General features: G+C 72.3%; 18 protein-coding genes. 13 read left to right on the top strand and 5 right to left on the bottom strand.

Going from position 1 to position 19494, the window contains the following annotated elements; translation table 11 throughout:
- The first annotated feature begins 95 nt into the window (after positions 1–95).
- Complete coding sequence (locus tag ACOJVX_RS15640; RefSeq protein WP_418154685.1) at positions 96–1142, top strand: ferrochelatase; 1047 nt, start codon at positions 96–98, stop codon at positions 1140–1142.
- A 167-nt stretch (positions 1143–1309) separates the two neighbouring features.
- Here the strand turns inward: ACOJVX_RS15640 and ACOJVX_RS15635 are convergent, their stop codons facing one another.
- Entirely contained in the window at positions 1310–2170 is an 861-nt protein-coding gene (locus ACOJVX_RS15635; protein ID WP_418154686.1) for a hypothetical protein, read from the bottom strand.
- 159 nt (positions 2171–2329) lie between these two features.
- Complete coding sequence (locus ACOJVX_RS15630) at positions 2330–3124, bottom strand: hypothetical protein (RefSeq protein WP_103056540.1); 795 nt, start codon at positions 3122–3124, stop codon at positions 2330–2332.
- A 118-nt stretch (positions 3125–3242) separates the two neighbouring features.
- Here ACOJVX_RS15630 and ACOJVX_RS15625 point away from each other — a divergent pair, with 118 nt between their 5' ends.
- The 5 genes from ACOJVX_RS15625 to ACOJVX_RS15605 all read left to right on the top strand — a co-directional run bounded on the left by ACOJVX_RS15625 (position 3243) and on the right by ACOJVX_RS15605 (position 8137).
- Complete coding sequence (locus ACOJVX_RS15625) at positions 3243–4085, top strand: DUF3097 family protein (RefSeq protein ID WP_418154688.1); 843 nt, start codon at positions 3243–3245, stop codon at positions 4083–4085.
- Positions 4086–4175: 90 nt separating this feature from the next.
- Positions 4176–4619, top strand: coding sequence for an NfeD family protein (locus ACOJVX_RS15620; protein ID WP_030226834.1), 444 nt, complete (start codon positions 4176–4178; stop codon positions 4617–4619).
- Between the two features lie 52 nt (positions 4620–4671).
- Complete coding sequence (locus tag ACOJVX_RS15615) at positions 4672–5925, top strand: SPFH domain-containing protein (RefSeq protein WP_026418784.1); 1254 nt, start codon at positions 4672–4674, stop codon at positions 5923–5925.
- Positions 5926–6188: 263 nt separating this feature from the next.
- Complete coding sequence (locus ACOJVX_RS15610; RefSeq protein WP_026418785.1) at positions 6189–6617, top strand: hypothetical protein; 429 nt, start codon at positions 6189–6191, stop codon at positions 6615–6617.
- Between the two features lie 89 nt (positions 6618–6706).
- Positions 6707–8137: an aldehyde dehydrogenase family protein gene (locus ACOJVX_RS15605; RefSeq protein ID WP_248783890.1), complete on the top strand. Its 1431-nt coding sequence runs from the start codon at positions 6707–6709 to the stop codon at positions 8135–8137.
- Positions 8138–8246: 109 nt separating this feature from the next.
- Here ACOJVX_RS15605 and ACOJVX_RS15600 read toward each other — a convergent pair whose 3' ends face one another.
- Together ACOJVX_RS15600 and ACOJVX_RS15595 are read right to left on the bottom strand one after the other, a co-directional pair.
- A complete protein-coding gene (locus ACOJVX_RS15600; protein ID WP_103057148.1) occupies positions 8247–9647 on the bottom strand; it encodes an amidase in 1401 nt (466 codons plus the stop codon).
- 12 nt (positions 9648–9659) lie between these two features.
- Complete coding sequence (locus ACOJVX_RS15595) at positions 9660–10637, bottom strand: D-2-hydroxyacid dehydrogenase (protein ID WP_026418788.1); 978 nt, start codon at positions 10635–10637, stop codon at positions 9660–9662.
- Positions 10638–10893: 256 nt separating this feature from the next.
- On the opposite strand from ACOJVX_RS15595, the gene ACOJVX_RS15590 reads away from it, so the two are divergent.
- From ACOJVX_RS15590 to ACOJVX_RS15575, 4 genes are all read left to right on the top strand, one after another.
- On the top strand, positions 10894–11388 hold the full coding sequence (locus ACOJVX_RS15590) for a DUF3830 family protein (protein ID WP_026418789.1): 495 nt from the start codon (positions 10894–10896) through the stop codon (positions 11386–11388).
- Positions 11389–11401: 13 nt separating this feature from the next.
- Positions 11402–12160, top strand: a complete 759-nt coding sequence (locus ACOJVX_RS15585) for a maleate cis-trans isomerase family protein (protein ID WP_026418790.1) — start codon at positions 11402–11404, stop codon at positions 12158–12160.
- A 145-nt stretch (positions 12161–12305) separates the two neighbouring features.
- On the top strand, positions 12306–13034 hold the full coding sequence (locus ACOJVX_RS15580) for a maleate cis-trans isomerase family protein (RefSeq protein ID WP_026418791.1): 729 nt from the start codon (positions 12306–12308) through the stop codon (positions 13032–13034).
- Between the two features lie 42 nt (positions 13035–13076).
- The gene (locus ACOJVX_RS15575) at positions 13077–13757 is read left to right on the top strand and encodes a GntR family transcriptional regulator (RefSeq protein ID WP_026418792.1); all 681 of its coding nucleotides are present in this window, start codon (positions 13077–13079) and stop codon (positions 13755–13757) included.
- A 165-nt stretch (positions 13758–13922) separates the two neighbouring features.
- Here the strand turns inward: ACOJVX_RS15575 and ACOJVX_RS15570 are convergent, their stop codons facing one another.
- Positions 13923–15413: an NAD-dependent succinate-semialdehyde dehydrogenase gene (locus tag ACOJVX_RS15570; protein ID WP_026418793.1), complete on the bottom strand. Its 1491-nt coding sequence runs from the start codon at positions 15411–15413 to the stop codon at positions 13923–13925.
- 94 nt (positions 15414–15507) lie between these two features.
- On the opposite strand from ACOJVX_RS15570, the gene ACOJVX_RS15565 reads away from it, so the two are divergent.
- From ACOJVX_RS15565 to ACOJVX_RS15555, 3 genes are all read left to right on the top strand, one after another.
- Complete coding sequence (locus tag ACOJVX_RS15565) at positions 15508–16764, top strand: aspartate aminotransferase family protein (RefSeq protein ID WP_030226827.1); 1257 nt, start codon at positions 15508–15510, stop codon at positions 16762–16764.
- A 238-nt stretch (positions 16765–17002) separates the two neighbouring features.
- The gene (locus tag ACOJVX_RS15560) at positions 17003–18370 is read left to right on the top strand and encodes a hypothetical protein (RefSeq protein ID WP_051313941.1); all 1368 of its coding nucleotides are present in this window, start codon (positions 17003–17005) and stop codon (positions 18368–18370) included.
- Positions 18367–19386, top strand: a complete 1020-nt coding sequence (locus tag ACOJVX_RS15555; protein ID WP_026418795.1) for a glutamate ABC transporter substrate-binding protein — start codon at positions 18367–18369, stop codon at positions 19384–19386. The genes ACOJVX_RS15560 and ACOJVX_RS15555 overlap by 4 nt, the downstream gene beginning before the upstream one ends.
- Positions 19387–19494 lie beyond the last annotated feature (108 nt).

Here is a 19494-nt window from a genome sequence, read left to right as displayed (position 1 = left end):
CCGCCAGCCACGGCCCGCCGAGGGGCTTATGGCCGCCGCCACAGCCGGTGCCACCCCCTGCCGCCGAGAACCGGGCAGCGGAGTAGAAAAGGCACGTGAGCTACGACGCCGTGCTGCTGCTGTCCTTCGGCGGGCCGGAAGGCCCTGAGGATGTCCGCCCGTTCCTGGAGAACGTGACACGAGGACGCGGGGTCCCGCCGGAACGGCTCGACGACGTCGCCGAGCACTACCTGCACTTCGGCGGGGTCTCGCCGCTGAACCAGCTGAACCGCGACATCATCGACCGCGTTCGGATCGAGCTCGACCGCCAGGGACTCGACCTCCCGGTGTACTTCGGCAACCGCAACTGGGAACCGATGGTTGAGGACACCGTCGCGCGGATGGCCGCCGACGGTGTTCGACGGGCCCTCGTCTTCGCCACCAGCGCCTACGGCGGGTACTCGGCGTGCCGGCAGTACGACGAGGACATCGAGCGCGCCAGGAACGCGGTGGGCGAGCGGGCCCCGGAACTGGTCAAGCTACGCCAGTTCTTCGACCACCCGCTGTTCGTCGCCGCCAACGCCGACGCGGTGCGTGCGGCGCTGGAGGAGATCCCCGCGGAACGACGCGCCTCGGCCAGGGTGATCTACACCGCCCACTCGGTGCCCACGGCCGCCGACGCCGTGGCCGGCCCCGCCTCCGAGGGCGGGCACCGCTACTCGCGGCAGGTGGCCGAGGCGGCCCGCCTGGTCTCGGCCGAACTCGGAGCCACCGAGTACGACGTGGTCTGGCAGTCCAGGTCCGGCCCGCCGCAGGTCCCGTGGCTGGAACCCGACGTCGTCGACCACATCGAGACCCTCGACCCGGCCGAGGTGCCGGCCGTGGTGGTCTCCCCGATCGGGTTCGTCAGCGACCACCTGGAGATCCTGTGGGACCTGGACGAGGAGGCGAGGGAGGCCGCCGAGGAACGCGGGATCGGGTTCGCCCGCGCCGCGACGGCGGGAGCTGACCGCCGCTTCGCCGAACTCGTCGTGGAGTTGGTGCGCGAGCACGTGTCCGACGCGCCGCGACGCAAGCTGTCCGAGTTGGTCTCCGGCGGGTGCACCGTGAACGGGGCACCCTGCGCGGTGGGCTGCTGCGAACGGGTGGGCGCCCACCGCTGAGGCGGACGCGGCGGGCCTCGGCGGGCGGTGCGGCCGAGGTGAGCGGAGGCTGAGCGCCACCGGCCACCGGGGGTGTTCCGGTTGCGGCCGCCCACGGGGGCGACGGCGAGGACCGGCGGACCCCGCGTACGCCGGTGCGGGCACTCGGGGGACACCGAAGGGGAGCGTCAGTTCTCGACGACGGGCTCCATGCCGAGGATCCGGCTGCGGAACATGTAGCACAGGACGAGGGCGATGGTGCCCAACGTCTCGGTGTCCTCCGCGACCCGGTCCAGATCAGACCGGACCCGGTCGGGTTCACCGTTGGCCATGTCCCGGATCGCCCGCCCGGCCAGCAGCAGCGCGCGTCGGCGCGAGTCCTCCACCAGCTCCGGGTTCGTCGTGGCGGTGTCCAGCTCGGCCGTCATCGTGCCCGCCGAGCCCTCCTTCGTCTCGATCACCCGCGCGGTGACCTGGGAGCCGGGGGGCAGCCGGGAACCGAGGACCCGCGCGAGCAGGGTGATGGCCCGTCGTAGCCGGTCGGGACCCGTCAGCAGGACCCCCGCGGCCCGGGCGCCCTCCGACCCGTCGCCGTGCCACATCCTGCTGATCACGACGAGCAGGTCCTCCAGAACCGTCTGGTCCTCCTCCCCCCGGGGGATCACCGCGAGCCAGTCGAGCAGCACCAGGTAGTGGGAGGGGACCGCGAGCGGGGAGATCGTGCTGTCGACGATGCGTGCCACGGTCGAGCTGATCGCCGACTGCGCCTCGGCCGGCCAGGCCGCCACGGCCTCACAGATCCGGTGGGCCGCGTCGGTGTCACCCGCCACCGTCGCCTGGAAGAGCTGGCCGACGGCCTGCATGGTCAGTTCCCGGCTCGGATCGTCCTGGGCCGGGGCCGGCACCTGGATGCCACCCGCCTCGTCGTGCGGAGCGAACCGCACGATCGTCGTCGTCCACTGGCGGAGGAGCGCCCCGAGGCTTCCCGCCGCGCGCACCTCGTGCACGACGCGGTCGAGCTGTTCGGGATCCCGGGATCTGATCGCCACGATCGCTCGATCCGACCAGTCCGCGAGCTTCGCCTTCTCTCCGCCGCCTTGTCGCACGCGGTCATCCTCTCGCACGTCGGCGAAGTCCCGCGACTCCGCCTGCCAGCACCGCCGGGTACGGGTGGCCCTGGTCGTCGACCACCCCCCCCGGTCCGGTCGTCAGTGTCGGGCCGCGCGGTCGCCGAGGACCCGTGCCGCGTCGTCCACGGCGGTCATCCGGGCGGCGCGGACCGCGTTGAAGATGGGACGCAACGCCTCGTCGCGGGCGCGGGCCGCCGAAGCCGACAACGCTCCCCCCGGAGCGTCCCTGCTGGCGACGTCCAGGATCGCCGCCACCTCGGCGGACCGTTCCAGCACGCGCAGCGCGCGCTGCGGCATCGCCTCCGGCCACTCAGGACGGGGCGTGTTGGCCAGGGCCGCGGCGATCTCCTCGCGCACGCCGGGGCGTTTCCGGGCGACGCCCAGCTCGGTGAGCGCGGTCGCCGCCTGCCGCATCGCCGCGGCCAGACCGTGCTCGGCCTCACCGATGGGGTGCAGGGGTGTCGGTGGCATCTCGGGGAGTTCGTGGACGCTCCAGCGCATCAGCCCCTCCGGCCCCGGCCGGGGGACCAGACCGATGCCCGCCTCCGGAAGCACGACGGCTTCCCCCGCGAGCAGCGCGGCCTCGCTGAACGGGCCAGGACCGCCGAGACCGCGCACGTCACCCGCGACGGGGAGGACGAGGCGCGCGTTCGTCTCGGGACAGCGCCGCAGAGCGGCGAGCAGCATGGCGAGACCGGTCGGACCGTCGTTGGGGCCGGGCAGGTCCAGGGTCGCGGCGGTCTGGTCGTCAGCCGCTCGTACCTCGTGGGCTTCGGCCCAGATGTTCAGGGCATCAAGCACATCATCGGCGGCGGCCGAACCGCGCAGCCAGGCGGATGTCCAGATGACCATCGTCGCACTCGGGGATGGCACGGCGCACGAGAGTACTCGGTCGGGTGGCCAGACGTCGAAGGGCCACCACCAGTCCGCTCCCGCCGCCGGGACCCGCCCGGAACACCCGGGGCGCCACCTCCGGTTACCGTTGTCGACCATGCCGTTCGGAAACCCGGGCCTGCCCGGCCTCGACCCCCATCGGCCACGTCGGTCCGTACCGGAGCTGCCCGTCGAGGAGGGCCTGGTGGTGGAGGACCCGGTGAGCGGGTTCTGCGGCGCCGTCGTGAGGGTGGACGGCGGCGGCGTGGTGCTGGAGGACCGGCACGGCCGCCGCCGTGTGTTCCCACTGCGCGCGGCGGGCTTCCTGCACGAGGGACGTCCCGTGACCCTGGTGCGCCCGCGCCCGGCCGCTGCCCCCGCGCCGGCGGCGTCCCGCTCCGCGTCCGGTTCGACCAGGGTCGACGGGTTGCGGGCCCGGGTGGCGAGGGCGAGCCGGCTCTGGGTCGAGGGAACGCACGACGCCGAGCTGGTGGAACGGGTGTGGGGGCACGACCTGCGGGTGGAGGGGGTGGTCGTGGAGCCCCTCGGCGGCGTCGACCACCTCGCCGACCGCCTGGTGGAGTTCGCCCCGGGGCCCGGCCGCCGGGTCGGCGTGCTGGTGGACCACCTCGTCGAGGGCAGCAAGGAGTCCCGGCTGGTCGCCGAGCTCTCCTCGCTCCCGGGCAGCGACCACGTCCTGGTGACGGGTCACCCGTACGTGGATGTGTGGCAGGCCGTGCGCCCCACGTCGGTGGGGGTGACCGCGTGGCCGGAGGTGCCCAGGGGGCGCGAGTGGAAGGAGGGGGTGTGCGCCGCACTCGGTTGGTCGGACGCCGCCTCGGGCTGGCGCCGGGTGCTGACCGGGGTCGACAGCTTCCGTGACTTGGAGACGCCGCTCATCAACGCCGTGGAACGCCTCATCGACTTCGTCACCGAACCGGACGCCGAGCGCGCCGGCTGAGGCCTCCGGACGGCGCAACCCCTGTCGCCCCTCGTGCACCGGCCCCCGCTTCCTGACCCGGAACCGGGCGCTGTCTGCCACCATGGAGGCATGGCGGCGCTGCTGTGGGTCATCGCGGGAACGGTGCTCATCATCGCCGAGGTGCTGTCCGGGGAGTTCGTCCTCGTCATGCTCGGCCTGGCCGCGCTCGCCGCGGCGGCCTCGGCGGGGCTGGGCCTGCCGCTGTGGGTCGACGTCGTGGTCTTCACCGTCGTCTCGCTGGGGCTGGTCACCCTCGCCAGACCCGCGTTGAAGCGCCGGATGCGGGTGGGTGACGAGGTCAGGATGCACACCGACGCCCTGATCGGAGGCAAGGCGACGGTGGTGGCCACGACCGACTCCCAGGACGGGCGGGTGCGGATCGCGGGGGAGCTGTGGTCCGCCCGCAGTTTCGACGAGACCCAGGTCCTGGAGGAGGGGCAGGAGGTCGTCGTGCTCGACATCAGGGGAGCGACCGCCGTGGTGTGGCGGGAACCGTGGGAACTGCCCTCCTGACCAGGTCCCACCGAGGACCTCCGCCGCTCGTTGACAAGAAAGGTGGACACTGATGACGTCAGTGATCGTGCTGGCGGTCGTGGTGTTGTTGGTCATCACGATCGTCGCCAAGGCCGTCCTGGTGATCCCGCAGGCGACCGCGGCGGTCATCGAGCGGCTGGGCCGGTTCCGCACGGTCGCGGCTCCGGGGCTGAACTTCCTCGTACCCTTCTTCGACCGGGTGCGGGCCCGGATCGACCTGAGGGAACAGGTCGTGTCGTTCCCGCCGCAACCCGTGATCACCGAGGACAACCTGACGGTGTCGATCGACACCGTCGTCTACTTCCAGGTCACCGAGCCCCGGGCCGCCGTCTACGAGATCTCCAACTACATCGTCGGTGTCGAGCAGTTGACGACCACGACGCTGCGCAACGTCGTGGGCGGGATGAGCCTGGAGCAGACGCTGACGTCCCGCGACCAGATCAACAGCCAGCTGCGGGGTGTCCTCGACGAAGCCACCGGGAGGTGGGGCATCCGGGTGGCGCGGGTGGAGCTGAAGGCGATCGACCCGCCGCCCTCCATCCAGGACTCGATGGAGAAGCAGATGCGCGCCGACCGGGAGAAGCGCGCCATGATCCTCACGGCCGAGGGTGAGCGGGAGTCGGCCATCAAGACCGCCGAGGGGCAGAAGCAGTCCCAGATCCTCGCGGCGGAGGGGTCCAAGCAGGCGGCGATCCTCGGCGCCGAGGGCGAGCGGCAGTCGGCGATCCTGCGCGCCCAGGGTGAGCGCGCCGCCCGGTACCTCCAGGCGCAGGGGCAGGCCAAGGCGATCGAGAAGGTGTTCGCCGCGGTGAAGGCGGGGAAGCCGACTCCCGAGCTGCTCGCCTACCAGTACCTGCAGACCCTCCCGCAGATGGCGCAGGGCGACGCCAACAAGGTGTGGGTGATCCCCAGCGACTTCAACAAGTCGTTGGAGGGTTTCGCCCGGATGCTCGGCGCGCCGGGCGAGGACGGGGTCTTCCGCTACGAGCCGCCCACCGAGGAGGTCCCCGAGTCCCGCCCCGAGGCGGAGGACGAGGCCGTGGCCGCCTGGTTCGACACCTCGACCGACCCCAAGGTCGCCGAGGCGGTCCGAGCCGCCGAGGAGGTCGCCCGCAAGGAGGTCCCCGGCCCCGTCGCCGGACTGCGGGGACCGGGGGACAGCCCCTCCCCCTCGGCCACGCCGTCCGCCGGGGCAGCCGGCCGGGCGCTCGGGCAGGCGGCGCCCCAGCCCCCCGTTCCCGGGGCCGCGTCGGAGAAGACCACCGAGCCGGAGCGGCGGGACTGAGCCGACCGGCCGGCGGGTGATCCGTCGGTCAGTGTCTAGCTCGGCGACCCGTCTTTCGGGTTGGAAAGCTCCGATCTTGTGGACCGACCACCGTTCTCATCGCGGAACAATCGGGAAACAGTTGCGCAGCGTGGCAGGGTCCCCCGGCGATGCTTCAGCGTCCGGGGGACCCCTCGCGGCCATTGATTACGGTCAGCGACTCGCTGCGCTGCGTGGGTGGGAGTGTGCACAAGCCGATCAGGAAAGGGACTAATGTCGGCACCATGGATTCCTCCACGCACAGCGAACGGACGACGGGCAGGGTCGGGCGCTACAAGTCCACTTCTCGTGAGGTTCCCACGCGTGCTGGAGCACGGCGGGGAGCCACCACAGGCGACCGCCACGACGCGGTGCCGCCCGCCGAGATCGCGCAGGAGGTGGGGGAGGCCGCCCGCCAGCTGGGAGACCAGCTCGGCGACCCGAGCGCCCCGCACACCCTGGCGGACGTGGAGCGCATCGTCGAAGGCCTGACCGGTGCCGTCGCCGGTGCCGCCGTGGGCCTGGACGGGCTCACCCACTGGCTGCGCAGCACCGGATACGGTGGAGACCTCTCCGGGCACGCCAGCGCGGTCGCCGAGCGCCTCGCCCATGCCGGGGACGACCTGGCGATCTTCGCGGAGGCGGTGCGGAAGGCCGCCGGCGGAACGGAGTAGGAGGGCCCGTCCGCACGGACGGGGCGCGGGCCCGGACGACGCGACACGTGCCTGAGGCGGGTGTGGGCCCGCGTGCGGAGGGGTGTGCGGTGGAACTCCCAGCGAGTGTGGCCAACTTCGTCGCCGGCCAGCCGACCGGTGTCGAGGGAACCGAGCGGACCACGCTGGTGGACCCGAGCAGCGGAACCGAGTTCGGGTCGGCGCCCATCAGCCGGTGGAACGACGTGGACACGGCCATGCGCCGTGCCGAGAACGCCCACACCGGGTGGGCCGCGACCACTCCCCACGAACGGCAGCGCGCTCTCCTGCGCTGGGCCGACCTGGTGGAGGGAGCGGCCGACGAGTTCGTCGCGGCCGAGTGCGCGAACACGGGCAAGCCGGCGCGGCAGGTCGCCGAACGAGAACTCCCCCTCGCCGTCGAGCACATCAGGTTCTTCGCCGGAGCGTCCCGCGTCCTCGACGGCGTCGCCGCCGGCGAGTACCAGCGGGGGCACTCCTCCCTGCTGCGCAGCGAGCCCCTCGGCGTCTGCGCGCACATGATGCCGCACAGCCACCCGATGTTCCTGGCCGCGGCGGGCGTGGCCCCCGCGCTGGCCGCCGGCAACGCGGTGGTCCTCAAACCCGCGGAGACGACCCCGCTGACCAGTGTGATGCTGGCCGAGCGCGCCGCCGAGGCACTGCCGCCCGGGGTTCTGAACGTGATCTGCGGGGATCGGGACACCGGACGGGCCATGGTGGCGCACGAGGTCCCCCGCCTGGTGTCGCTGACCGGCGCCGTGCGGTCCGGCATGGAGGTGGCGGGCTCGGCCGCCGCGGACCTCAAGCGCGTCCACCTGCGGCTGGGTGGGAAGGCGCCAGCCCTGGTGTTCGGCGATGTGGACGTTCCCCTGGTCGCGGGCGAGCTGGCGAGGGCGGCCTTCGCCAACGCGGGGCAGGACTGTCTGGCGGCCGCCCGCGTCCTGGTGGCCGACGAGGTCTACGACGAGCTGGTCGCGGCGTTCGTCCACGAGGTGCGGGGCCTGCGGGTTGGTCCGCCCAGCGACCGGGACGCCTTCTACGGGCCGCTGAACAACGAGAACCAGGTGGAGCAGGTCGAAGGGGTGCTCGACCGCCTCCCCGAGCACGCGACGATCCTCACGGGAGGAGTTCGTTCCGACCAGCCGGGGTACTTCTTCGAGCCCACGGTCATCGCCGGCGTCGACCAGGACGACGAGACCGTGCAGAACGAGATCTTCGGTCCGGTCGTCACCCTCCAGCGGTTCACCGACGTCGACCAGGCGGTGGGGTGGGCCAACGGCGTCCGGTACGGCGGGGCGGCGAGCGTGTGGACTCGCGACCACGCCAGGGCGGTGCGCCTGTCGGGCCTGCTCTCGTTCGGATGCGTCTGGATCAACAACCACGGCAGCGTGGTGGCCGAGATGCCGCAGAGCGGGTTCCGCCACTCCGGGCACGGCACCGGGATCTCCCGTCACGGTCTGGACGACTACACCCGGTTCAAGCACGTGATGAGCCGCCTCTGACCCGAGGGGAGCGCCGCGCGGACACCGTCACGCCGCCACGTCGGTGGCCCCGCGCGGGCCGGGCGGAGCGGGCGCTCGGGCCCACCCCGCCCGCCGGCCCCGGCGCGGGTCAGAGCAGCGGTGGACGGCGGTCTCGCCAGGGGCGCGCCCGCTCGAAGGCGTGGCACGCGGCGAGCACCCGGTGATCGGTGTACCGGCCGCCCACCACCTGGAGACCCACCGGCAGCCCGCCGGAGGTGACACCGCACGGGATGCTGGCCGCCGGCTGCTGGGTCATGTTGAACGGGTAGGTGAACTGGCACCAGCTCGTCCACCGGTCACCCGGCCAACCGGGCGGGACCTCCCGACCCGCCTCGAACGGCGGAATGGGCATGGTGGGCGTCAACAACAGGTCGAAGCGTTCGTGGAACCGGCCCATCAGCGCGCCCATGGCCGCGCGGCGCGCGTTCGCGGTGAGGTAGTCACCGGCGGAGAAGGACGCTCCCAGTTCGGTGATCTCCCGCAGCCCGGGGTCGAGTTCGGCGCGCTGCTCCGGGGTGAGGTGCTCGACGGACTTGGCGGCGCCGGCGAACCACAGGGTGTGGAACTCGGCGACGGGGTCGGTGAAACCCGGGTCCACCTCCTCCACCTCGGCTCCCAGCTCCTCGAACACGCGGGCGGCCTCGGCGACCACGGCGGCGACCTCCGGGTCCACCCGCACGTACCCGAGGGTCGGGCTGAAGGCGATCCGGAGCCCGGAGACACCGGAGTCGAGGTTCCCCAGGAAGGACGCGGCCGGTGGGGGCACCGTCGACCAGTCCCTCGGGTCGGGACGGGCGATCACGTCGAGCAGCAGGGCGGAGTCCGCGACGCTGGTGGTCATCGGGCCGACGTGCGCCAGCGACCCGAACGGGCTCTGGGGGTGGTGCGGGACCCAGCCGTAGGTGGGCTTGTGGGCGAAGACCCCGCAGAAACTGGCGGGGATGCGGACCGAGCCACCGCCGTCGGTGCCCACGGTCAGCGGAGCCATCCCGAGCGCCACGGCGGCGGCCCCGCCTCCGCTCGATCCTCCCGCCGTGCGCCCGGTGTCCCAGGGGTTGCGCGTCACTCCGTGGAGGGGGCCGTCGGTGACCCCCTTCCAGGCCAGTTCGGGCGTCGTCGTCTTCCCGACCAGCACCGCGCCCTGTTCCCGGAGGCGGGCGACGCTGGGACCGTCCTCGGTCCAGGACTGCGCGGGGGAGACGCTCCGCGATCCGCGCAGGGTGGGCCACCCCGCTGTGAGCAGCACGTCCTTGATCGAGGTGGGCACACCGTCGACCAGGCCCTCCGGCGCGCCCCGCGCCCAGCGTTCGGTGGACTCCTTGGCAGCCCTGGTGGCGTGTTCGGGATCCACCAGGCAGAACGCGTTGACCTCGGGATCCACCTGCTCGATCCGCTCCAGCACCGCCGCGGTGGCCTCGGCCGGGGACAGCTCCCCGTTCCGGAAGGCGGAGAGCATCTCCACCGCGGTCAGATCCGCCGCACTACCCACCACTGACCTCCATCAAGACGTCGAGACGTACCCGAGTCGCTTGTCGACGACGTTGAGCGGCTCCCGTCCACCGAGGACGCGCCGCAGGTTGTCGCCGAACAGCTCGACCAGTTCGTCCCGCCATCCCACCACGTCCCCGGACATGTGGGGAGAGACGATCACCGACGGGGCCGACCACAGCGGGGAGTCCTCGGGGAGCGGTTCCTCCTCGAAGACGTCGAGGGCCGCGCCGCCGATCGTCCCGGCGGCCACCGCCTCCTCCAGCGCTCGCTGGTCCACCAGCGGGCCGCGCCCCACGTTCACCAGCACGCCCTCGGGACCGAGCGCGGCCAGTTCCCGCGCGCCCACCAGTCCCCGGGTGGCCTTGGTCAGCGGGGCGGCGAGCACGAGGTGGTCGGCGTCGGGCAACAGGGTCGCGAGTTCGCTCGACGGGTGCACCTGACCGAGGTCGGGGTCGGAGTCCCTCCCCGTCCGCCCGACACCGGTCACGGCGACCCCGGCCGAGGTGAGGGACCGTCCGATGGCTCGTCCGATCGGGCCAGTGCCCACCACGACGGCGTGGCTACCGGCCAACCGGCGGGTCTCCCGGTGCCGCCACCTCCGTTCTCCCTGGAACCGGAGGGTGCTCGGCAGGTCCTTGGCGAAGGCGAGCAGCAGACCGAGGACGTACTCGGCCATGGGCTGGTCGAAGACCCCCCGGGAGTTGGTGAGCAGGACGTCGCTGTCGACCAGGGCGGGGAACATCATGCGGTCCACCCCCGCGCTGGCCGTGTGGACCCAGCGCAGCCGATCGGCACGGGGCCAGCTCTCCGCCAGCGCGTCGGAGTTGAAGTCCCAGACGAAGAGCACGTCGGTGCCGGGCAGCAGTTCGGCCAGCTCCGCCGGTCCGCCGGCCGCCCGGACCTCGGCCACCAGCGGGCGGACCGGCGCGAGGTCGGGTGGGGCGTCCGCCCCGTGCAGGACCGTGATGACCGGTGGGTGCGGAGACATGCGGCGTGACCCCCTCGCTTCGGCTGCCGGTGCGGCCGCGACCGTCGACGGAGAGCGTTCGTCCGTTCGCCGTAAAGAGCCGACATGTCGGCGGTAGCCATTGACACGCTAGGAACCGCTCGTAGGATTGTCAACAATCCGCACAGGCACCACGGGGTACACCGCAACGGGCACGCGGAGACCACGACGAGACAACGCCGGTCGTCGCGCACCACCTCCCAACCAGGTCCAGTCTCCACCGCCCGGAGGTTCCGGTATGCCGAAGTACATGTCGATCGAGCTCGCGAAGCGCGGAGTGTCCTGCGTCGCCGAACTGCTCGAGAAGGACGCCCCCCGAACCTGCGCGGCCGTCTGGGAGGCGCTGCCCCAGGCCGGGGACGTCCACCACGCGAAGTACGCGCGCAACGAGGTCTACACGATGGTGCCCCACTTCGCCGAGGTGGAGCCGGGACTGGAGAACCCGACGGTCACGCCGATCCCCGGTGACGTCGTGTACTTCGCCTTCCCCGGCGGCATGCTCGACCGGGACTTCAAGGAGGAGAAGGGCATCGGGCACCTGCCAGGGGTGATCGACCTCGCGATCTTCTACGGGCGAAACAACCTGCTGCTCAACGGTGACGTGGGCTGGGTCCCCGGCAACGTGTACGCCACCATCGTCGAGGGGCTCCCGTTGATGGCCGAGGCGTGCCACGACGTGTGGAGATCCGGCAGCGTCGGCGAGCGGCTCATCTACCGGCGTCACGCGGGCTGATGGTGGGTCCGAAGTGCCGCCCGAGGGTCTCGGGGCTGTCGGCGGTCCATTCCTGCACGACGGGATCGGCGTCGTCGCCCCCTTCGATTTCGCGCTCGACCGCGAGTTGTGGCGGTGGGTCCCTCCCGAGGCGACCCTCCACCTGACCCGGGTGCCGTTCGTCCCGGTCCCGGTGACGGTGGAGATGGCCACGATGATCAGTGACGAGGAGGCCGTCCACCGCGCCGCGCGTGACCTGCTCGCCCCCGAGCCGAAGGTGTTGGCCTACGCCTGCACCTCGGGCAGTTTCGTCAACGGGGCGCGGGGGGAGCACGCCCTGACGTCGATCATGCTCGAGGCCGGCGCCCCGGCGGCCGTCACCGCCTCCGGGGCGCTGGTCGAGGCGCTGTCCGTGCTCGGGGTGACCCGCCTCGCGGTCGCCACCCCCTACGTGGACAGCATCAACGAACGCCTGGTCTCGTTCCTGGGCGAGTTCGGCGTGCGCGCCGTGTCCTGCCAGGGGCTCGGGTTGCTGGGCCAGATCTGGAAGGTCTCCTACCAGGAGGTCGTCGAGATCGTCCGGCTCGTCGACCGCCCGGACGCCGAAGCCGTCTTCGTCAGCTGCACCAACGTGCCCACCTACGACGTGATCCCCCTGTTGGAGCGCCTCCTCGGCAAACCCGTGCTGACGGCCAACCAGGTGACCATGTGGGGAGCTCTCCGCCTGTTGGGGCGGAGCGCGGCGGCCGAGGACCAGCGGTTGATCCGTTCCAGTCACATGTCGGCCGCCTGAACCGGGCGACCCATCACCACGAAGTGTAGGATTGTCGACAATTCCCGAGGTCGGCGTCGTTCCGCCAGGAGCGGCGCCGTGGGTGTCGGCAGCTGGAGACCACCGTCGCCCGGAGGGGCGCGTCGAGACAACCGGAGGTGCGTTCGTGACCGTGACGGTCGGCATTCTCTACCCGGGTTACAGCGCGGAGGACGACTACCCGAGGCTGGAGGGCCAGCTCGGAGGTGGGGTGCGGCTTCCCCTGGTGCACACCCTGATGCGCGAGGACGCCCACCGTGTCGACGCCCTGCTCGACGTCGGCGGCGAGGACGTCCTCGCGGACGGTGCCGCCGCGCTCGCGGGGCACGCGCCCGACGCGGTGGTGTGGGCCTGCACGTCCGGGAGTTTCGTCTTCGGGTGGGAGGGGGCCCACACGCAGGTGGAGAAGCTCGCCGCCGCGGCGGGCGTACCCGCGTCCAGCACCTCCTTCGCGTTCGTCCGGGCAGCCAGGGCCCTGGGGGTGAGCCGCGTCGCCGTGGCCGCGACCTACCCCGCCGACGTCGCCGAGCGGTTCGTGGAGTTCCTCGGTCGAGCCGGCATCCGGGCGCTCACCCTCACGAGCAGGGGCATCGTGACGGCGGCCGAGGTGGGGACGCTGGGGGAGGACGACGTCCTCGATTTCGTGGCGGCCAACGACCACGTCGACGCCGAGGCCGTCCTGGTCCCCGACACCGCCCTGCACACCGCGAGCCTGCTGGACCGGCTGGACGAGCGGCTCGGGAAGCCCGTGCTCACCGCCAACCAGGTGAGCGTGTGGGAAGGACTGCGGTTGGCCGGGCGGACGGCCACCGCCGGGCTGGGGGCGCTGTCCAGACCCCAGCCCGTCACTGAGTGAGGCCGGGCGGGGACGACCGCCCGGTGGGGAGGAGAGGGTGACGTGGTCAGCCTGACGGAGGACACGACACCGGGCGGAATCGCGCCACTCGCGCGCAGGTCCACGGCGGAGATCGTCGCGGAACGGCTGCGGGAGGCCATCATGCACGGCGGGCTCCCGCCGGGCAGTCAACTGGGTGAGATCGACCTGGCCAACCGGCTGGGCGTGAGCCGTGGGCCGCTGCGCGAGGCCATGCAGCGGCTGGTGCAGGAGGGCCTGCTGCGCAGCGAACCGCACCGGGGCCTCTTCGTCAGCACCCTGGACGAGGAGGAGATCCGCGACGTCTACACGGCAAGGCTCGCGGTGGAGGGCGCGGCCTGCCAGCTCATCATGCGGGGCGACCGCGCCCTCGCCGTGTCGGAGCTGACCTCCGCCCACCAGCGGATGGTGGCCGCCGCTGCCGCCGACGACCGGATCGCCTTCAGTGATGCCGACCAACTGTTCCACCAGCGCCTGGTCGCCGTGTCGGGCAGTCAGCGGCTGGAGCGCATGGCGCAGACCCTGCTGGTGGAGACCAGGATGTGCCTCACCGCGCTCCAGGAGACCTACCGGCCTTCCGGGGACACCGTCGAGGAACACCGCCTCCTGGTGGACGCCATCGAACAGGGGGACGAACGGCTGCTGCTGGAGCGGCTGGAAGCGCACATGACCGAGGCGGTGGAGCGCCTGACGAGCGCCTCCTGAGGTCCGTCCGAGGTCCGGCCGGCGCCGCTTGAGCGTTCGGCTCCGTGCGGCGCGCGGCCGGGCCCGGCCCCCGGGCGCGCACCGGCGGTGGTGCCGGGCGGACCTACCGCCAGGAGGGCCACGCGGAGGTGGGACGGCCGGCGGGATGGCCTCCCGAGCGGAGCCTCAGAAGCCGATGTTCACCAGCTTCGTCTCCAGGAACTCGTCGATGCCGGTGTGACCGCCCTCGCGTCCGACGCCCGAGTGCTTGATCCCGCCGAAGGGCGCCGCCGGGTTGGACACCAGGCCCTGGTTCAGACCCACCATGCCGGTCTCCAGGCCCTCGGCCATGCGCAGGCCCCTGGCGAGGTCCCGGGTGTAGACGTAGCTGACGAGGCCGTACTCCGTGTTGTTCGCGGCTGACAACGCCTCCTCCTCGGTGTCGAACGCCGAGATCGGGGCGACCGGGCCGAAGATCTCCTCCGACGACATCCGGGCCTCCCACGGCACGTCCTGCAACACCGTCGGCGTGAAGAAGTGACCGCCGCGCAGTCGTTCGTCGGTGGGCACGTCACCTCCCACCACGACCCGGGCCCCGCGGTCCACGGCGTCCCGCACCAGGGTGCGGACCTTCTCCTGCGCCCGGGCATCGATCAACGGACCGACCTGGGTGCTGTCCTCCACACCGGGACCGAGGCGGAGCGCGCTCATCCGCTCGGCCAGCCGCCGCCCGAACTCCTCGGCGACGCCCCGCTGGGCGTAGATGCGGTTGGCCGCGGTGCAGGCCTCGCCCATGTTGCGCATCTTGGCGGTCATCGCGCCGTCCACCGCCGCGTCGAGGTCGGCGTCGTCGAAGACGACGAACGGGGCGTTGCCACCCAGTTCCATCGACACCCGCAGGACCTGCTGCGCGGACTGCTCGATGAGCCGCCGCCCCACGGCGGTGGAACCGGTGAAGGAGATCTTCCGCGCCCTCGGGTCGCGGATGAGCGGTTCGACCACACCGCCCGCGTCCGTCGCCGGCACCACGTTGAGCACCCCGGGGGGCAGCCCCGCGTCCTTGAGGATGCCCGCGAGGGCGAGCATCGACAGCGGGGTCTGGTGCGCGGGTTTGATCACCATGGTGCAGCCGGCGGCGATGGCGGGGCCGATCTTCCTCGTCCCCATCGCCATCGGGAAGTTCCACGGCGTGACGAAGAGGCAGGGGCCGACCGGTTGGCGCATGACCAGGAAACGGCTGGCCCCGTTGGGGGCGACCTGGTAGCCGCCGTCGATGCGGACCGCCTCCTCGGAGAACCAGCGGAAGAACTCCGCCGCGTAGGCGATCTCGCCGCGCGCGTCGGCGAGGGGCTTGCCGTTCTCCCTCGTCATCAGCACGGCGAGCTCGTCCTGGCGGCGCATGAGCTCCTCGAACGCCCGGCGCAGGATCTCCCCGCGCTCCCTGGGCGGGTGGGCCGCCCAGGAGGCCTGCGCGGCGACGGCGGCGTCGAGGGCCGCGGTCCCGTCCGAGGGCGAGGCGTCCGCCACCTCGCAGAGGAGTTCCCCGCTCGCCGGGTCCCGGACCTCGAAGGTGGCCCCGCCCGTGGCCGGCACCCACTCGCCGTCGATGAACAGGTCCTTCGGGGTGTGGGCGAGGAGATCGCCCCGTGCGGTGGCGTGCTGCTGGGTACCGGTCATGATCCCGACCTTCCCTCCGCGGGTGTGGACATGCAACCGCTGGGATGGTTGCATGGACGATGATTGTCGACAATCCTACAGTGGGAGTGCGATCATGGCCCAGCTCTCTCCTCAGCTCAAGCAGGCCACTCCGGTGCGAGCCGTCCGAGGTTCCGGGGTGTACCTCTACGACGCGGAGGACCGGACCTACCTGGACTTCACCTCCGGAATCGGCGTTGTCAACACCGGGCACTGCCACCCCCGGGTGGTCGAGGCCGCGCAGCGCCAGGTCGGGAAGCTCATCCACGGCCAGTACACGACGGTGCTGCACGAACCGCTGCTCGAACTCACCGAACGGCTCGGCGAGGTCCTCCCTGCGGGGCTGGACTCGGTCTTCTACCTCAACTCCGGGAGCGAGGCCGTCGAGGCCTCGGTACGCCTGGCACGGCACGTGACGGGCCGGCAGAACATCGTGGTCTTCCAGGGCGGGTTCCACGGGAGGACGATGGGAGCGGCGGCCCTCACGACCGCCGGGACCAAGTTCCGCGCCGGCCTGGGCCCGCTGATGCCGGGGGCGGCCGTCTCGCCCTACCCCTTCGCCTACCGCTACGGCTGGTCGGAGGAGCAGGCGGTGGAGTTCGCCCTCCGCGAGCTGGACTACCTGCTCCGGACCGTCAGCGCACCCGCGGACACCGCCGCCTTCATGGTCGAACCGGTCCTCGGCGAAGGCGGCTACGTGCCGGCCCCGGCGGGGTTCCTGGCCGGACTGCGCCAGCGGGCCGACGAACACGGTGTCCTGCTCATCCTCGACGAGGTCCAGACGGGCTTCGGCCGCACCGGCCGGTTCTGGGGCCACGAGCACCACGGCGGGGTCCGCCCGGACATCCTCATTACCGCGAAAGGCCTCGCCAGCGGCTTCCCGCTCTCGGCCATCGCCGCGCCGGCGGAACTGATGAGCCAGGCGTGGCCGGGCTCGCAGGGGGGCACCTACGGCGGCAACGCGGTCGCCTGCGCCGCCGCGATCGCCACCCTGGAGGTGATCCGGAGCGAGGCCCTCGTCGAGAACGCCGAGGAGATGGGACGCCGGCTGCTGGAGGGGACCAGGAAGATCGCGGTCGACCACGCCACCATCGGCGACGTCCGGGGCCTCGGCCTCATGATCGGTGTCGAGTTCACCGGCGCCGACGGCGAGCCCCGGCCCGACCTGGCGCAGCGGGCGCACAAGGAGGCCGCGGACCGGGGACTGCTCCTCCTCACCTGCGGCGCCCACGGCAACACGGTACGGATGATCCCGCCGCTGGTCGTCAACGCCGAGCAGGTGGACGACGCCCTCACCCGGTGGCAGGAGGCGGTCCAGGCGGCCACCTCCTGAGGTGTCCACACCGGATGGCCGCCGGTGAAGTCCCGAGTGTCCACGGAATTGATCCAAACCGGTGTGGCCCATGACACCGCTCGGTATTGTCGCGACTACGACGCGAGAGGGTTCCAGTTCGTGAGGATGTGAGTGCGGTGGTGTGGTCTGCGCGGCGTCCGGCGGGGTCCGGCGAGCTTCCGGTGGACCAGCGGACCCCACCCGCTCAACCCGCTCGGCCGGGGCGAGGTGGGGCACGGTGACCGGACCGGCGACGCCGGTCACCTCCCCACGTCCCGCTCGCCGGCTCCGACGCCGCCGATCGCGTGGGGCGTTCAGCGGGTGGCACACCACACCGGGACGCCTGTCGCTCATCGCCGTGGGCCTCGTCGTCGCCAGTGTCCTCGCCGGCCTGGTCGGGGCGATCGGGGCGCACCGCAAGGCGGTGGCGCTCGACGAACTCGTCACGAGGAGCGAGCCCCTCAGCGTCGCCGCCCAGGACCTCTACGCGGCGCTCTCCGACGCGGACGCGACGGCGGCGACCTCGTTCCTCACCGGCGGCACGGAGCCGGCCGAGGTGCGTGACCGGTACTCGCTGAACATCGCCCGGGCGGCCGCGGCCCTCACCCGGGCGGCGCACGGCGTGGACGCGGCCGGAGCGGACGCCGCTCCGGTGACCCGCCTGGCCGCCCAGTTACCGATCTACGCCGGCCTGGTCGAGACGGCACGGGCGAACCACCGCCAGGGGAACCCGGTCGGAGCCGCCTACCTCCGGTTGGCCTCGGGTGGGCTGATGCAACAGGACATGCTGCCCGAGGCCCGGGAGCTTTACCAGGGGGAGTCGGCGGCGGTCTCGGCCGACCGGGAACGCGCCGCCGCGCCACCGGTGGCGGAGGTGACGTCCGGACTGGTGCTCCTGGCCGGGCTCGTCGGTGCCCAGCTGTACCTCCACCGCCGGACGCGGCGGGTGTTCAACATCGGGCTCGTCGGCGCGACCCTGGCCGCCGTCGCCTGGCTGGGGTGGTTGGTGCTGTCCCACCTCAGTGTGGCCGGGCACCTGGAGGACAGCAGGGTGCACGGCTCCGACCAGGTCAACGTGCTGGCCAGCGCCCGGATCGCCGCCCTGGAGGCACGGACCGGGGAGACCCTCGTCCTCGTCGCCCAGGGGACGGGGCAGGAGTACGAGGAGGACTTCGACACCGCCTTCGCCCACCTGTTGGGTGAGGACGGGAACAGCGGGTTGTTGGGGCGGGCCAGGGAGATGGCCACGGACGACCGGGTGCGGCACTCCGTCGAGGAGGCGACGAGGGCGGCGCGTTCCTGGCTGCGGGGCTACGGGGTCGCCCGGGACCACGACCGGCGCGGCGAGTACGACGAGGCGGTGGCGGTGACGGTGGGCCACGGCACCACCTCGGGGGACGGGACCGGCGGGACCGGTGCGGACTTCGGCAGCGTCGAACGCGGCCTCCACGACGCCGTCGAGGTGACCCGCGACGAGTTCGCCGTCCGCGCCGCCCAGGCGCAGTCCCTGCTCCCCGGCCAGGTCCCCGCCGCACTCGTGCTCGCCGCGCTCGTCGCCACGGGATCCGCCGTCGGGATCGGACAGCGGGTGAGGGAGTACCGATGACCAGGAGACGCGTTCTCGTGATCGCGGCGGTGGCCGGGCTGCTCACCTCCTGCGCGGCCACCCCGTCCGCGCTGCCCTCCCCACCCGCCTCCGTCGAGGCGCCGGTTCCCGTCGGGGCCAGCCAGGTCACGAGCCTGCCACCGGCGCCCGAGATCGACACGGACTGCGATCCCACCCGGAGCTTCCGGCCCACCCCCGTCCTCCCGGCGCCGGGCCAGATGCCGCCCGGGTCCACCATGGCGCGCATCGTGGAGGACGGGTTCCTGCGTGCCGGCGTCGACCAGACGACCAACCTGATGGGCTACCGCGACCCGGCGACCAACCGCATCGACGGCTTCGACATCGAGATGGTGCGGGAGATCGCCAGAGCGCTGTTCGGAACGGACGACGTCGACGACCGCATCAAGTGGGTGACCATCACCTCCGACCAGCGGACCAAGGTGCTCGTCGAGCCGGAGGAGGGTAGCGAGGAAGCGGACCAGCCCCAGGTCGACATCGTCGTCCGCACCATGACGGCGACCTGCGAACGGTGGCAGGAGGTGCTGTTCTCCACCACCTACCTCCTCGCCCGGCAGCGGATCGTCGTACCGCAGGACAACGAGGACATCACCGGCAAGGAGGACCTGGCGGGGCACCGGGTCTGCTCGGCCACCGCGTCCACCTCGCTGCGCCGACTGGTGGAACTGCGGGACGGACCGCTGGTCACCGCCGTGCCGCACTGGTCCGACTGCCTGGTGATGCTGCAACGACAGCAGGTGGACGCGGTGTCCACCGACGACACCATCCTGGCCGGGATGGTGGCCCAGGACCCGAACCTGAAGGTCGTGGGCGAGCCCTTCTCGTCCGAGCCCTACGGGATGGCGTTCAACCGCGAGGCGGAGGACTTCGTCCGCTTCGCGAACGGAGTGTTGGAGCGGATGCGGGCCGACGGCACCTGGCAGCGCCTGTACGACGACTGGCTCGCCGGCCCCCTCGGACGGGTCTCCCCACCTCCCGAGCCCCGGTACCGGGACTGACCGTGCCCACCCCAGGAGGTCGTGCGATGCCTCTTCCCCGTGAGACCGGCCCAGCCAGCGGTCGGTGGTTCCACCGCAACCCGGCCGGCCACCGCCGGTGGAGCCACC

The sequence above is a fragment of the Actinoalloteichus caeruleus genome, from assembly GCF_049311605.1.
In the GTDB taxonomy this organism is placed as follows: domain Bacteria; phylum Actinomycetota; class Actinomycetes; order Mycobacteriales; family Pseudonocardiaceae; genus Actinoalloteichus_B; species Actinoalloteichus_B caeruleus.
Note: the sequence above shows the minus strand (reverse complement) of the source record. Positions and strands in the feature narration are given on the sequence as shown.